This window comes from Streptomyces sp. NPDC050759, from assembly GCF_044456945.1.
GTDB lineage: Bacteria > Actinomycetota > Actinomycetes > Streptomycetales > Streptomycetaceae > Streptomyces.
This window is the reverse complement of sequence record NZ_JBITGI010000003.1, coordinates 184,759-199,561: the sequence shown is the minus strand read 5'-3', so window position 1 is coordinate 199,561 and position 14,803 is coordinate 184,759. Positions and strand designations below refer to the sequence as shown.

Annotated in this window: 12 protein-coding genes and 1 riboswitch; of the genes, 6 read left to right on the top strand and 6 right to left on the bottom strand. The window is 70.5% G+C overall.

The window, feature by feature from the left end:
* The first annotated feature begins 39 nt into the window (after nt 1–39).
* Entirely contained in the window at nt 40–1,794 is a 1,755-nt protein-coding gene (locus ACIBJB_RS10835) for an ABC transporter ATP-binding protein (RefSeq protein ID WP_398928855.1), read from the top strand.
* Nucleotides 1,795–1,876: 82 nt separating this feature from the next.
* On the opposite strand, the gene ACIBJB_RS10830 is transcribed toward ACIBJB_RS10835, so the two are convergent.
* The gene (locus ACIBJB_RS10830; protein ID WP_398928853.1) at nt 1,877–2,164 is read right to left on the bottom strand and encodes a hypothetical protein; all 288 of its coding nucleotides are present in this window, start codon (nt 2,162–2,164) and stop codon (nt 1,877–1,879) included.
* A 169-nt stretch (nt 2,165–2,333) separates the two neighbouring features.
* On the opposite strand from ACIBJB_RS10830, the gene ACIBJB_RS10825 reads away from it, so the two are divergent.
* Entirely contained in the window at nt 2,334–2,699 is a 366-nt protein-coding gene (locus ACIBJB_RS10825) for a nuclear transport factor 2 family protein (protein WP_398928850.1), read from the top strand.
* Nucleotides 2,700–2,722: 23 nt separating this feature from the next.
* Here ACIBJB_RS10825 and ACIBJB_RS10820 read toward each other — a convergent pair whose 3' ends face one another.
* Nucleotides 2,723–3,250: a MarR family winged helix-turn-helix transcriptional regulator gene (locus ACIBJB_RS10820; protein ID WP_398928848.1), complete on the bottom strand. Its 528-nt coding sequence runs from the start codon at nt 3,248–3,250 to the stop codon at nt 2,723–2,725.
* A gap of 61 nt (nt 3,251–3,311) precedes the next feature.
* Between ACIBJB_RS10820 and ACIBJB_RS10815 the strand changes: the two genes are divergently transcribed.
* Both ACIBJB_RS10815 and ACIBJB_RS10810 read left to right on the top strand, forming a co-directional pair.
* Entirely contained in the window at nt 3,312–4,151 is an 840-nt protein-coding gene (locus tag ACIBJB_RS10815) for a hypothetical protein (RefSeq protein WP_398928847.1), read from the top strand.
* A 26-nt stretch (nt 4,152–4,177) separates the two neighbouring features.
* A riboswitch (ZMP/ZTP riboswitch) is annotated at nt 4,178–4,260 on the top strand.
* A 22-nt stretch (nt 4,261–4,282) separates the two neighbouring features.
* Nucleotides 4,283–5,134 (top strand): bifunctional 5,10-methylenetetrahydrofolate dehydrogenase/5,10-methenyltetrahydrofolate cyclohydrolase, encoded by an 852-nt coding sequence (locus ACIBJB_RS10810; protein WP_398928845.1) that lies wholly within the window; start codon nt 4,283–4,285, stop codon nt 5,132–5,134.
* 1 nt (nt 5,135) lies between these two features.
* On the opposite strand, the gene ACIBJB_RS10805 is transcribed toward ACIBJB_RS10810, so the two are convergent.
* Nucleotides 5,136–7,103 carry a ricin-type beta-trefoil lectin domain protein gene (locus ACIBJB_RS10805; protein ID WP_398928843.1) on the bottom strand — a complete coding sequence of 656 codons (1,968 nt, stop codon included), beginning with the start codon at nt 7,101–7,103 and terminating at the stop codon, nt 5,136–5,138.
* A gap of 204 nt (nt 7,104–7,307) precedes the next feature.
* On the opposite strand from ACIBJB_RS10805, the gene ACIBJB_RS10800 reads away from it, so the two are divergent.
* The gene (locus tag ACIBJB_RS10800; protein ID WP_398929822.1) at nt 7,308–8,537 is read left to right on the top strand and encodes a glycosyltransferase; all 1,230 of its coding nucleotides are present in this window, start codon (nt 7,308–7,310) and stop codon (nt 8,535–8,537) included.
* A gap of 157 nt (nt 8,538–8,694) precedes the next feature.
* Here the strand turns inward: ACIBJB_RS10800 and ACIBJB_RS10795 are convergent, their stop codons facing one another.
* The gene (locus tag ACIBJB_RS10795) at nt 8,695–9,357 is read right to left on the bottom strand and encodes a TetR/AcrR family transcriptional regulator (RefSeq protein WP_398928841.1); all 663 of its coding nucleotides are present in this window, start codon (nt 9,355–9,357) and stop codon (nt 8,695–8,697) included.
* A gap of 183 nt (nt 9,358–9,540) precedes the next feature.
* Between ACIBJB_RS10795 and ACIBJB_RS10790 the strand changes: the two genes are divergently transcribed.
* Nucleotides 9,541–10,785, top strand: coding sequence for a YncE family protein (locus ACIBJB_RS10790; RefSeq protein WP_398928839.1), 1,245 nt, complete (start codon nt 9,541–9,543; stop codon nt 10,783–10,785).
* Between the two features lie 57 nt (nt 10,786–10,842).
* Here the strand turns inward: ACIBJB_RS10790 and ACIBJB_RS10785 are convergent, their stop codons facing one another.
* Both ACIBJB_RS10785 and ACIBJB_RS10780 read right to left on the bottom strand, forming a co-directional pair.
* Nucleotides 10,843–12,702 carry a cellulase family glycosylhydrolase gene (locus ACIBJB_RS10785; protein ID WP_398929820.1) on the bottom strand — a complete coding sequence of 620 codons (1,860 nt, stop codon included), beginning with the start codon at nt 12,700–12,702 and terminating at the stop codon, nt 10,843–10,845.
* 53 nt (nt 12,703–12,755) lie between these two features.
* Nucleotides 12,756–14,672: a GTP-binding protein gene (locus ACIBJB_RS10780; protein ID WP_398928836.1), complete on the bottom strand. Its 1,917-nt coding sequence runs from the start codon at nt 14,670–14,672 to the stop codon at nt 12,756–12,758.
* Nucleotides 14,673–14,803: the final 131 nt, after the last annotated feature.

Below are 14,803 nucleotides of genomic sequence, written 5' to 3'. Positions count from 1 at the left end.
CCTGAAGTCTCCGCACACCGTCGGGCCCCAAGGAGCACCGTGAGCATCACCGAGACGGAGACCGGCCCGCCGACCTGGCGGCTGCTCCTCGGATACGTACGGCCGCACCGGTGGACCCTGCTGGCGGGTGCCGTCCTCTCGCTGCTGACGGGGGCCACCGGTCTGCTGCTGCCGCTGGTGGCCCGGGAGTTGATCGACGACCTGTCCCACGACCGCACGATCACCGGCGCGTTGTTCGTCATGTCGGGGCTTGTGGTCACCAACGCGGCGATGGGCGGACTGGGTTCCTACGTGCTGCGGCGCACCGCGGAGTCCGTGGTGCTCGGCGCACGGCGCGCGCTGTCGTCGTATCTGCTGCGCCTGCGCATCGCGGCCGTGGACCGCACCGAACCCGGCGACCTGATGGCCCGGATCACCTCGGACACCACCCTGCTGCGCGAGGTCACCACCGACTCGCTCGTGGGCCTGGGCACCGGCGGGCTCACACTGGTCGCGACCGTCGTGATGATGGGCCTCGTCGATCCTGTGCTGCTGGGCGTCACGCTGGCGGTGATCCTGGCCGCGGGCACGGTCCTCGGGGTGATCGTGCCCCGCATCAACCGGGCGAGCCGGCAGGCGCAGGACGCGGTCGGTGTGATGGGCGCCTCGCTGGAGCGCATCCTCGGCGCGCTGCGCACGGTCAAGGCGTCCGGCGCCGAGCACCGCGAGGAACGGACCCTGCACGCGGCGGCCGAGGAGTCGTGGCGGCAGAGCGTGCGGGCCGCCAAGTGGTCGGCGGCGGCGGGCAATACGGCCGGGCTCGCGATGCAGATCGCGTTCATCACGGTGCTCGCGGTGGGCGGGGCGCGGGTCGCGACCGGGGCGATCGACGTCGGCACACTGGTCGCGTTCCTGCTGTACGTCTTCTATCTGATGTCGCCGATCCAGCAGGTCGTCGGGGCGATCACGCAGTATCAGACGGGGGCCGCGGCTCTCGCCCGGATCCAGGAGGCGCTACGGCTGCCCGCCGAACCGGCCGCTCAGCCCGCGCCGTTGCCCACCGACGGGGCGGAACCGGCGTCTGTCGCCTTCTCGGACGTCCGGTTCCGGTACGCCGACGATCTGCCGTACGTCCACCACGGGGTGACCTTCGAGGTGCCCGCGCGGGGGATGACGGCGTTCGTCGGGCCGTCGGGGGCGGGAAAGACGACGGTGTTCTCGTTGATCGAGCGGTTCTACGATCCCGAGGCCGGGGTCGTCACGCTGGACGGCCGGGAGCTCTCGGAGTGGGATCTTCCGCAACTGCGGTCCGCGATCGGCTATGTGGAGCAGGACGCGCCCGTGCTGTCGGGGTCGCTGCGGGAGAATCTGCTGCTCGGCAATCCGGACGCGGACGAGGACGCGGTCACGCGCGTGCTGAAGACGACCCGGCTCGACGGTCTGGTGGCCCGGCTGCCCAAGGGGCTGGAGACGCTGGTCGGGCATCGGGGGACCAAGTTGTCGGGTGGGGAGCGGCAACGGGTGGCGATCGCCCGGGCGTTGCTGCGGCGGCCCCGGCTGTTGCTGCTCGACGAGGCCACGTCCCAGTTGGACGCGGTGAACGAGGCGGCGTTGCGGGACACCGTGGCGGATGTGGCGCGTACGACCACGGTGCTGGTGGTCGCGCATCGGCTGTCCACGGTGACGATGGCGGACCGGATCGTGGTCATGGACGCGGGCCGCGTCCGCGCGGTGGGGACGCATCGGGAACTGGTCGCCGGAGATCCGTTGTACGCGGAGCTGGCCGCTACGCAGTTCCTCGCGACCGCTGGTTGAGATCTCTGCGGCGCCGCAGACGGGGGCATACGTCGAGGGCCGCCCGGTCGTCCGGGCGGCCCTCGGTGTCCGTGCGGGAGACTCAGCCCCCGACACCCGGCAGCAGCCCGGTGACGGGGGCGACGAGGTCGGTGAGCTCGCTCAGCTTCTTGACCTGGTTGAGCCCCGCCAACTGCTCGGAGACACGCGGGACCTCGCCCTGGTGCTCCGCGGGGATGTCACTCACCGCGAGCGAGTCGATCACGGCGATCGGGTTGAGCCGCCCGGCGTCCGGGACGCCCGCGTCGGCCGCGTGCGCGAGGGGGGCGGTGAGGCCGGTGACGCCGACGGCGAGACCGACGGCGGCGACGATACGTCGAGTGGAGATCATGTCTGCAGCAACGCGGGCAGGGCCCTCGCCGACACGGGGGCCCGGCGCCGCTCACCCGTCAGGCGGAGCGCCCGCCTGCGCTTGCCGTGGCCGCCGGGGCGGAGGAGTCTCGAAGAAAGAGGCCCTGCGGCCCGCTCCTTGTCGGCCGGGGCCTTCGAAGGAGGTCATCATGGGCACCGCGGCACGACCCGGCTTCGACACCGACATCCTGCGCCAGGGCATCGAAGGACACACCCCGGAGACGCTTCTGTCTCTGTACGCGGACGACGCGGAGATACGCCTCGTCAACCGGAACGCCACACCCAGCAACCCCAAGGTCCTGCACGGCCGTGACGAGATCGGCGCGATGCTGAGCGACGTCTACAGCCGCGACATGACCCACAAGCTGGAAGGGTGCGTGGTCCAGGGCGATCGCGCGGCCTACAGCGAGTCCTGCCAGTACGCGGACGGCATGCGCGTCCTGTCGGAGTCGATGGTCACCCTGCGCGACGGCAAGATCTCCGAGCAGATCATCATCGAGGCGTGGGACGAGTAGGAACCAGCGCCGGGAGGGCCCTGTCACATCACTGCTGACCTGGGCCTTCTCGGCTTTTCCGAAGAGGACTCGGCGGCCACGACCAGCTTCCGCAACAGGTCCGCGAGGGTTCGCCGCTCTGCCGGAGTGAGGGCCGAGAGCAGCGCGAGCTCACCCGCTTCCTCCGAGGCGACCTGCTGTTCGAACGCGGCGTGCCCGGCCTCGGTGAGCCGGACCCGAACCCGTCGCCTGTCGTCGTCCTCGTGCGTGCGGACGATCAGCCCGGCGTCCTCCAGCGGCGTCAGCCGGGCCGACAGGGCTCCCCGGGTCAGTCCGAGGTGGTCGGCGAGAAGCGAGGGGCTCCCGGTGTACGGCGGGCCGAGCCGGCGCAGGGTCAGCAGCACCTTGTACTGCCAGTTCCGCAGTCCGTCGGAGTCGAGGGTGTCGCGGCGGGCCTGGGAGGCATACCGGGCCAGGATGGCCAGCCGCGCGAAGATCGCCTCCTTGACGGGGTCCATCCCGTCGAGTTCCTTCGCCCACACCTCGACGTGCCGGTCGACCGAGTCCCGCATTACCCGCCCCCTGCAATAGTTTTCTTGTGGATGGTTTTTCGTCTGACTACCTTCCCCCGTCATGACGAACACCACGAGCACAACCGTCCAACTCGACGAACTCCTCGCCTCCGCCAACGAGTTGTCGCTGGCGGGACGGTGGGAGCGGGCACTGCGCCTCCTGGACGCGACGACCTGTGACACCGCCGGGGACCGCGCCCGGCTCGCTCTCGCGGCGGCCGAGGTCGCCCTGCAGAGCGACTGGTTCGGCGGTACGGACCTCACGGCCGGCCGTGCCGAGCACGCGGAGAAGGAGTCGACGGGCACCGACTGGGACCTGGCCTTCGTCCGGCTGCGGCACGACTACTTCCGGCTGCTGCGCGGCGAGGGCACCTTCCGGCCCGGCCCCGAGGGCAAGGACCCCGAGGCACTCGCCGGCCTGCGGCGCGACGCGCAGGACCTGCGCGAGGACGCCCCGGACGAGGTGCGGCGCGGCTGGGCCTCGATGTACCTGGGACTGATCGCCGACAACCTCTTCGCCGAACGCACGGCCGCCCCCGCCCACTACGAGGCCGCCCTGGGCGCCGGCGAGTCGGGCGGCGACGATCTGCTGGTCCGGGAGGCGCTGCGGCATCTCGGCGACCACGACCACGACGCCGGCGACCACGACAGTGCCCTGGAGCGCTGGCGGCGGGCCACCGCCCTGAGCGCCCGGGCGGGGATGGTCCCCGGTGTGCTCACCCAGCAGCTGCTCCTCGCGGTCCTGGCCCGCGACACGGGCGACGAGGCCGGGGCGACCGCGCTGGCACGGGAGATAGCCCGCTGGGCGGGGGCGATCGGCGCCGATCACGTCCACGCCCAGGCGGCCGGCTTCCTCGCGGGGGCCGATCCGACGGCTCCGCCGCAGGAGAGCGGGGCGTGACCGCCGTAGCGCGTCGGCTAACCTGAGGGACGGACCGTGACTGGCGCTGAGGTGGAGCACCACCGGGGAGCGGTCCGCACACTCGATGCCGTGCGCCTGGGCGATTCCGTCGATCGGCTCAGGAGTGGATCATGTCCCAGGCACGGCTCATGGACGGCACCGCGCTCGCCGGGCGCATCCTCGAGGAGACCGCCGAGCGGGCGGCCGACCTCACCGAGCGCACCGGACGGGCGCCCTGTCTCGCGACGGTGCTGGTGGGTGAGGATCCCGCCTCCGTCACCTACGTCCGTATGAAGCGCAACCGCTGCCGCAAGGCGGGTATCGCGTCGCGGCACGTGGAGCTGCCCGCGGCCACGACCACCGGGGAACTCGTCGGCACCCTGCGGGAGTTGTCGACCGACCCCACCGTGCACGGCATCCTGCTCCAGCACCCGATGGGCCCGCACATCGACGAGCGGGCGGCGTTCGAGGCGATCGCTCCGGAGAAGGACGTCGACGGCGTCACCTTCGCCTCCTTCGCGACGATGAGCTTCGGACTGCCGGGCTTCGTGTCGTGCACACCCGGCGGGATCATGCGGCTGCTCGACGAGTACGGCGTCGACCCGGCCGGCAAGCGGGCCGTGGTCGTGGGCCGCAGCGCGATCCTCGGCAAGCCGGCCGGCATGCTGCTGCTCGCCAGGGACGCCACGGTGACCTACTGCCACTCCCGTACGGCGGACCTGTCGGCGGCCGTACGGGAGGCGGACATCGTGGTCGCCGCGGTGGGCCGGCCCCGGCTGATCCGGGGCCAGGACATCAAGCCCGGCGCGGTCGTCGTGGACGCCGGGTACAACGCCGGGAACGTCGGTGACGTGGACTTCGACTCCGCGGTGGAGCGGGCCTCGCTGATCACGCCGGTGCCGGGCGGGGTCGGTCCGATGACCATCGCCACGCTGCTGGAGCAGACCGTCCACGCAGCGGAGGCGGCCGCCCGGCAGAGCTAGATCAGGTCAGCGTCCACTTCTGGTTGGCCTGGCCGTTGCACGACCACAGCACCATCTGGGTGCCGTTGGCCGTGCCCGCGTTGGAGGCGTCCAGGCAGAGACCGGCGTTGACGTTGGTGATCGTGCCGTCGCTGTTCACGTTCCACTTCTGGTTGTTCTGGCCGTTGCAGTCCCAGATCACGACCTTGGTGCCGTTGGTCGTGCCGAGGTTGTAGGCGTCCAGGCACTTGTTGCCGTACACCACGAGTTCCTTGCGCGAGGTGTACGTCCACTGCTGGTTCTGGCCGCCGTTGCAGTCCCACAGCTCGGCCTGGGTGCCGTTGCCGATGGTGTTGTCGTAGATGTCCAGGCAGCGGCCGGACTGCGTGCCGACGGCGAGGGTGCCGTTGGTGCCGGGCAGCGGGCGGACCGTGATGTCGGCCAGAGTCGGGGCGCCGGTGAAGGTCAGCGTGTTCGAGGAACCCTTGGACAGGCCGACCTGGACCGAAACGCTGCCCTGGGAGGATCCGGTGGGCGGGAAGGAGACCGTGGTCGTGCCCTGGCCGTTGACCTTGAGGGTCGCGGTGCGGGCCGCCGAGGTGTTGTTGGTGTAGGCGACGTCGACGGTCTTGATCCCGGTGTTTCCGGCGACCACGCCGGTGAAGCTCGAGGTGCCTGTGTAGGTGCTGCTCGCCGCCTCGGTGCCGCCGGTGACCGTGAGCATCACCGATCCGCCCGCCGGGACACTGGTGGTGTAACCCGTGCCGTACGAGCCGAGGTTGGAGCGCGCCCACAGGTCACGGACGGTCGCGTTGGCGTTGGTCAGACCGAGGTCGGACCAGCGGACGGTGATGTTCTGTGCGGAGGAGGTGCGGTTGAGGAGGACGACGGCGCGGTTTCCGCTGCCGGACAGGACCTTGCCGTAGACCTGAAGCCCGGAGGTGTCCTCGGCGACCTTGACGCCCTGGAGGCCGCGTCGGTCCTGGTCGACACCGATGACCTCGGGGTTCTTGAGGATGTTCGCGGTCTCGGTGGTCATGGTGGCCAGGTTGTTGCCGGCCAGGAGCGGGGCTCCGGAGATGGCCCACAGGTTCATGTGGGTGCGGTTCTGTGCGGCGCTGAAGCCGTCCATGCCGACCATCAGCATGTCCGGGTCGTTGTAGTAGCCGGTGTGCTGGGCCGTGGGGTGCAGGTTCCGGTCGAAGTTGGTCAGCAGGTTCGTCATCGACGGCTTGTTGCCGTAGAGGATGATGTCGTCGTTGGTGCGCCACATCGCGCCCTGCCCCGGAGCCCAGTTCCACGGGTTCTGCCGGCCCCAGTTGCACAGCGACAGGGTCATCGGACGGCCCGTGGTGGCGGTGGCCCTGCCGATCGCGTCGCTGATCGACTGGTACGTCGTCTTCGCGTCGAGTCCCTCCGCGTCACCGCCGCACCAGTCGACCTTCACGAAGTCGAAGCCCCACTGGGAGAACTGCAGCATGTCCTGGTCGTAGTGGCCCTCGCTGCCCGAGCCGGGGGCGGCGGGGCGGCCCGTCGGGTAGTAGTAGCCGCAGCCGTCCTTGCCGGCGTCGGTGTAGATGCCGGCCTTGAGGCCTTTGCTGTGGATGTAGTCGGCGATGGTCTTCATACCGCCGGGCCACTCGGACTCGTCGACCGTGATGTTCCCGGAGCTGTCGCGGGTGCCCTGCCACCAGCCCTCGTCGATGTTGACGTACTTGTATCCCGCCGCGGGGAGACCGGACGCGACGAACGCGTCGACCTGGGCCTTGATCACGGTGTAGTCGATCTTCGCGGCGAAGCTGTTCCAGGACGCCCAGCCCATCGGTGCAGAGGGCACCGGAATCTGCCGGGTCGTCGCGGCCAGCGCCGGGGTCGGCTGGGCGAAGAGCAGCGCGGCGGTGGCGGTCAGGGCGAGGACGAGAACGCGGACGGCGGCGGCTCTGAAGCGTCCTGCGAGACCTCTGCGGGCGGTGCGCGGCGGGGGGTACATGCGGCTCCTTCTAGCGGGGGGAACATCGAGCCGATCGAAATATCGAACAGGGATCGGTGATGCGAACACCATGCGCGCCGAAGCTAGAGTCCCGAGAGGGTGAAGTCAACGGCTGTGACAGGAGTGAACTGGCCGGTGTTCACGGGTCGTTCGCGCGGGACGACGGCCCCCGGCCGCATACTGTCGGTCGTGCGGCTAGCGATCATGACAGCGGGCTCCCGGGGCGATGTGGCTCCGTTCACCGGTCTGGGGCACTGCCTGGCGCGGGCCGGGCACGAGGTCACCCTGGTGACCCACGGCCGCTTCGCACCGCTGGCCGCGCGGGCCAGCATCGGCTTCCACGCACTGCCGGTCGATCCCCGGGCGGAGCTGGAGTCCTCGCGCGGGCGGGCCCTGCACCGCAGTACGACCGGCGTGGGCAAGCTGGCGCGGGTGGTCGCGATGGCGCGGGCGCTGGCGGTGGAGATGGCCGACGACCTGGTGGCCGCCGCCGGGGCGAGCGACGCGCTCCTGCTCTCCGGATCGGTGGCCCCGCTGGGCCACGCCATCGCCGAGGGCCTGAGACTGCCCAGTCTGGGTCTCAACCTTCAACCGCTCGCGCCCACCAGGGAGTTCGCACCGCCCATGCTGGGCATCGGCTCCTGGGGCGCCCTCGGCAACCGGATCGCCGGGGCGGGCCTGAACCTGGCGGTGGAACAGGTCTTCGCTGCGGCCCTCCCACCGGTCCGGGCCCGGCTGGGCCTGCCCCCGACGGGCTCGGCCGCGGCACTCCGCGCCCGCGAACGGCAGGGCTGGCCGGTGCTGCACGGATTCAGCCCGCGTGTGGTCGCCCGGCCTCGCGACTGGCGGTCCGGGCTCGACGTGGCGGGCTACTGGTGGCCGTACGACGGCGACGCACCGCTCCCCGACGATCTACGGGACTTCATCGATGCCGGCCCGCCCCCGGTCTTCGTGGGCCTGGGCAGCGCGACCGTGCCGGACCCCGCCAAGGTCAGCACCGAGATCGTGCGCGCCCTGCGCCGGGCCGGGCTGCGCGGTGTGATCCAGCGCGGCTGGGCGGGCCTGACCGCGACCGGCGACGACATGCTGACCATCGACGAGGTGCCGCACTCCGCGCTGTTCCCGCGGATGGCGGCCGTGGTCCACCACGCCGGGGCGGGCACCACGGCGGCCGGCCTGCGCGCGGGGGTACCGGCGATCCCGGTGCCTATCCAGTTCGACGAGAGTTTCTGGGCGGCCAGACTGGTCGCGCTGGGCGTGGCCCCGCGGGCCCTGCCGTTGCGGCGCCTGACCGCCGACGCGCTGGCGGCGGCACTCATCGGGGCGACGCGGGACCCCGGATGTCGGGAGCGGGCACGGACGGTGGGCGCGCACATCCGGGCGGAGGACGGCGCCGCCCCCGTGGTGGCAGCGGTGAACCGACTGGGAGGCTGACGACGGCGCGCCTGCGGAGGCGCAGGGTCGCGGCGACATGCGCCCCCCTTTCTCACCCTCGAGCGGACTCCCACCCAGGCGGCTGGTGAACCGGCTGAGGAGCTGACGACGGCGCGCCTGCGGAGGCGCCGGGTATTGGCGACATGCGCCCCCGTTCTCACCCCCGAGCGGACTCCCACCCAGGCGGCTGCAGAATCCCCAGCAGCTGCCGCACCAACTCCTCCACGACCTCGTCCAGGGTCGCGTCAACCCACCCCGCACTCCAGTCGTGCAGCAGCCCGTTCACACTGCCGATGAACCCGGTCGCCGCGAGCCGATAGTCCCGCAGCGCCGCCTCTCCCCTGGCCACGGCCCGGTTCGCCTCGGCGCACACCAGATCGACCCAGAGCGCCCGACGGGCCAGCCGCTGCTCCTCCAACCGCGCGCTTACGCCGATGATCTCCACGAACGTGATCCGCACGCGCCGCGGGTCGGAGGTGACGTTCGCCGCGTAGGCGCGGAAGATCGCGGCCGCGCGCTCCGCGAGCGGCAGATGGTCCGCGTCGGCCACCGCGGCCAGCACGGCGGCCGTCGCCCAGTCGTTGACCTCGAGGTGCAGCTCGGCCAGGACGTCCTCGAGGGTGCGGAACTCTTCGTAGAACTGGCGGGTGGAAAGGCCGGCGGCCTCGCTGAGGGCCGCGACGGTCGTGGCGCGGTAGCCGGGGGTGTCCCCGAAGAGCTGGAGTGCCGCGTCCAGGAAACGGCGGCGCCGCTCGGCCTGCCGCTCGGCGGCCGTCTTGCCGCCGTAGCGACCGGTCGGGGCCCTGAGCCTGCCCGTCACCGCACCTCCCACCCGGGCCGGAGCGTCCGGCCTTCCGTATGAGCGCCAAGTTTGTCGTGTACGCAGTCTTGTGGAGAAGGGCCCCCCTTCCTTACTTTGCAGTAAGTTCAATCTGAAAGCACGCATCTTCAGTTTTGCCACCTTGGCATGCCCCCGTCACGAGCCGCCCGAGGGAGACCCGTCATGCCTGTTCCGAGAACCCGACACCTGTGGGCCATGGCCGCAGCAGTCGTCCTGACCGTCACCGCCCCCGCGACCACCGCCTCCGCCGCGGACGCCGCCGCCCTGCGCGAGGTGCTGTTCGTGGCCAACAACTGGGACGGCACGGCCGACGTCATCAAGTCCTCCGGCGATCTGGCGAAGGTCGGCCGGATCAACGTCATCCCCGACAAGGACGCCCGGATGGCGGCGATCAACGCCGATCCGATCAAGTGGATCTACTTCATGGCGATCCGCAACAGCGTCGGCGAAGGCCACGACCAGTTCGCCGACGACATGTACTCCACACCGGACGGCAAGTCGGTGGTCGTCTCGCGGCCGAGCTTCGCGGACGTGGTGTCGATCGATCTGGCCACCGGGAAGGTCAACTGGCGCTTCCCGGTGTCGGGTTACCGCGCGGACCACATGGCGGTCTCCCCCGACGGCACCCGGGTCGCGGTGTCCGCCTCCACCGCGAACACCGTGCACGTGCTGAACATCGACACGGGCAAGCAACTCGGCTCGTTCGCCACCGGCGACAAGCCGCACGAGAACATCTTCACCAAGGACGGCAAGTACATCTGGAACATGGCGATCGGTGACGTGAACACCGACTCCGACGCGCCCTGGCTGGACTGGACGAAGGGCGACCGGCACATCACGGTGGTGGACGCGACCACCTACAAGCAGGTCAAGACGATCGACATGCGGGACAAGCTGAACGCGATCGGCCTCACGGACTACTCCGACGCCGTCCGGCCCGCCGTGTTCTCGCCCGACGAGTCCAAGCTGTACTTCCAGGTGTCGTTCTTCAACGGCTTCTTCGAGTACGACGTCGCCACCGACAAGATCACCCGGACGAAGACCCTGCCGAAGAACCCCGCGACCAGCGACGACCGCACCACCATGGTCAACGACTCGCGCCACCACGGCATCTCGATGAGCCCGGACGGCAGCAAGCTGTGCGTGGCGGGCACGATGGACGACTACGCGACCGTCGTCAACCGCACCACCCTCCAGGAGGGCCCGCTCGTCCCCGCCTCGAAGCCCTACTGGGCCACCGTCAGCGGTGACGGCAAGAGCTGTGTCGTCTCGGAGAGCGGTGCCGACCAGGTCACCGCGATCGACTTCGCGACCGGGCAGAAGACGGTGTCGGTGCCGGTGGGTGACCATCCGCAGCGGGTGCGCCTCGGGCACGTGGCCGCCGACTGGACGAGTCCCTCCTCGTAAGGGCTCACGCACCTGCCCGGGTGTCGGGGCCCGCTTCGGCCCCGACACCCGGGACGGTCAACCGATCTTCTGGCTCGCCCAGTTGGCCAGCTCGGACCGGGCCGCGCTCAGCACGGACGCCGACGGGGAGCTCGCCCCGTTGGTCACCAGCGCGTAGTGCAGGACACCGGAGTCCGCGTCGGTGAGCAGCAGCCGTCGGCTCCCCGTGCCGCCGGGTTCGAGGGCCGCCCCGACCGGCGTCGACGAGCTGTACGCGGGCGGGCCGTGGACCGTGCCCAGGTCGGAGACCACCGTGGTCGTCGAGTTGGGGAAGGACGCGGGCAGGTGGAGTTCGGTGGGCGCCGAGCCGCTGCCCGAGCGCCACACCAGCACCGCGTACTGGCCGGACCCGACCAGGGACGACACGTTCGGCGGGCTGCTCGGCACCGGGTTCCAGGTCAGGGTCGTGGAGCCGTCGCGTGAGCGGTCCTCGTAGGTGAAGGCGAGGGTCGTCCCCGAGGTGGCGCTCGGGTAGATCCGGTCGAGGAGCCGGGCGTCCTGGCGGAGCACCGGCGTGCCCGAGTCGTCGAGCTTCACGGCCGACAGGTCCTCGTCGTTCCAGGCGTCGCCGGAGGTGAGGACCTTGTCGGGGTTGTCGTTCATCAACTCGTGGTGGCGGCCGTTGTAGAGGTCCCACTGCCACTGCGTGCCGGAGAGGACCGGCCCCGAACCGGCGGGCGCGGACCACCAGTTGGCGCCCTTCACCCGGGAGTCCAGGGCCTGGTACATGGCCTTGAGGACAGTCGGCGCCTTGCCGGCGGTCGAGCCGTTCAGCGGATGCCCGAACTCGCTGACCACGGCCGTCGTCCCGGCGGCCGCCGCGCGGTCGCGTACCGTGCCGAAGTCGGCGACATACTGGCCGTCGGAGGCGTTGCCCCACATCAGGATGCCGGAGATGGCCTTCTGGTCGTAGAAGTGGGTGTTGAAGACGTACCGGGAGCCGAGCGTGCCCGCGTCGAGAAGGCCGCCCTCCTCCTTGCTGACGTTGCCGTTCCAGAAGAGGTTCGGCTCGACCATGGCGGGCTTGTCCGTCCAGCCGGCCGCGTCCATCCGGGCCCGGAACTTCACGTAGAAGGGCCAGAGCAGGTCGCGTTCCCAGGTGCGGCTGTTCTGGCCGGAGTCGTAGGTGCCGGCATAGGGCTCGTTGTAGGGGTCGAAGCCGACCACGCCGGCGAACTCCTCGGGGGCGAGGTTCGCCTTGAGGTACGCCATGGTCTTCTGGGCGGTGGCCAGGAAGGAGTCCTGGAGACCGTACTTGTTGTGCCAGAAGTCGTACTGGGCGGCCTTGACCGCGCCGTTCTGGGTGATGTTCTGGCCCCACAGCAAGCAGATGCCGCAGGACTCGGCGGGGTAGTTGCCGAGCGCCACGGCCCACGCGGGGGCGCCGTCGCCGGTGTACCAGCTGCCCGAGTTGAACAGCCAACGGGAGTACAGGTCCTGGTGGAAGTCGGGGTAGACCCGGATGCCCGCGTCGAGGAACGCGCGCATCTGCGCGGTGGCGTTCGCCAGGTACGTGGTGTCGACCTGGCCCTTCACCGGTTCCGCGTAGGCCCAGGACAGCAGGAAGCGCACGGAGTTGCCGCCGCCGAGGGCTCTCAGCGCGGTCGCCGACTTCTTGGCGTCGGCGACCGAGGCGAAGGGCAGGCCCTTGTTCTCGGCGAGCTTGGTCTCGCCGGAGACGTTGTAGCCGCGCAGCACGACCTCGCGGCCGTTGCCGTCGACGAACCGTCCGTTCTGGACGGTCAGGCGGGTGTCGTCGAAGGACAGGGAGTCGGCGATGGGGGCGGCGGAGGCGGACGGGGTACCCGCGACCGTCAGGAATCCGCAGAGGACAACCAGAACAACGAGCAGACGCGCGCGTATATTCGGCATGTCCATAACAGTCCGACTCATCCGGCACACCGTCAACACTTATGACTGATGAGTAAGTTTCAGCTTTTCCGGGTAGGGGTCGTCCGATAAGGGACCGGGTCACGGGTGACCGCCGCGTAGTGCCCGAAGGCGCTCTCCATCTCGCCCTCGCCGCGGGTCAACCCCGGAAGTCGCTGCTCCAGTTCATGCAGCCGGGCCGCCGGAACCACTCCCTCCACCCGGCAGGCCTCCCCATGGATCCCGGTGTCCTCCGGTACGGCCCGGAGCGCGGCCAGCACCGGCAGCAGCGCCCGGAGGGTGTCCGCCGGAGCCTCGATGCGGAACCGGTGCATCGGCTCGTACACCTGGGTGCCCGCCCGCCGCAGCGCCTCGGTGAGGACCAGCGGGGTCAGGCCCCGGAAATCGGCGCCGGTGCTGGACATGCTCTTGTTGAAGCCCTGGTGGGCGTGGCTCTGCCGGGGCGAGTAACCGGAATGGGTCATGGTGACCGTGCAGTCGGGGATCTGCCAGCCGTACAGCCCCCGACCGAGGGTCTCCCGCACGGTGTCCTCGACAGCCTTGAAGAAGGCGTACGGCATCGCGCCCAGCTCCACTTCCCGCCGGAACTCCACCCCGGAGCCGACCGGCGCCGGCTCGACTCGCAGGCCGACGGTCGCGAGGAACGGATTGCCGTCCTGCTTGTTGAACGCGACCGCCGAGCCGGTACCCACCAGCCGCTCGACGCACAGCGGAGTCGTCTCCCGGAAGGTGACCCGAAGCCCGAACTCCTCGGCGAGCGTGGCCTGGACGACCTCCTTCTGGACCTCGCCGTAGAGGGAGACGGAGGTCTCCTGGCGGACCTCGTCGTGGCGCAGGCCGATCAGCGGGTCCTGCTCGGCGAGCTGGGTGAGGGCGAGGTGGAGGGACCGGGCGTCCGTGTCCGGGCCCGGGACGACGACCGTCTCGAGGGAGGGCGGGGCGAAGAAGTGGCCGTGGGCCTTGCGGGGTTCGCCGAGGGCGTCGCCGATGCGGATGTCGGCCAGGCCCCAGAGCTTGGCGATCCGGTTCGCCGGGACCGCCTCCCTACGGGCCTCGGTGCCGCCGTCGAAAACACTGATCGCGGTGATACGGCCCTCGGTGCGCGTCTCGCCGAACGGCACCCGGTCGCGGATGCCGAGCGTGCCGGAGAACAGGCGCGCGTACGCGACCTTCTCCCCCGCCGGGCCCCGGTCGACCTTGAACACCGTGCCGGAGACGGGCCCCGCCGGGTCGCCGTCGGCGGCGGGCAGCAACTCCTTGATGCCGGTGATCAGTTCGGGCACTCCCGCGCCGGTGACCGCCGACCCGAAGTACACCGGGTGCACCAGGGCCTGCCGGGTCTGCGCGACCAGTGCCCGGTGCAGGAGATCCGCGCCGACCCGCCCCTCGACACAGGCCGACAGCAGGTCGTCGTCATGGTCGGCGAGAACGTCGTAGGCACCGATCTCAGGGATGAAGCGGGCCTCCCGAGCGCCGAGTCCGCTCACTGTTCCCATCGGCACGACCGCCGGGGTGAGCCGCTCGGAGACGGCCCGCAGGACACCGTCGTAGCGGGCACCCCTCCGGTCGATCTTGTTGACGAAGACGAGGGTCGGGATGCGCAGCCGCTGAAGGGTCCGCATCAGGACGCGGGTCTGCGCCTGGACGCCCTCGACGGCCGAGACGACGAGCACGGCGCCGTCGAGCACGCCGAGGACCCGCTCCACCTCGGCGATGAAGTCGGGGTGGCCGGGGGTGTCGATGAGGTTGACGGTCACGTCGTCGACCGCGAAGGAGACGACGGCGGACTTGATGGTGATGCCGCGCCGGCGCTCGAGGGCGAGGGTGTCGGTCTGGGTGCTGCCGGCGTCGACGCTGCCGATCTCGTCGATGACTCCGACCGAGTGGAGGAGCCGCTCGGTCAGGCTGGTCTTACCGGCGTCGACATGGGCGAGGATCCCGAGATTGAGCACGTGCACGAAGCGTCATGTCCTTTGGGGAGAGGGAGATTCCTTCCGGGGTGGACATGGACGCAGTGCGCATGACGGCTCCTGGATCGTGCGACGGCAAAGACACGAGAAGTGCAGCAGGCGTGAGCCCTCGGCGGCAA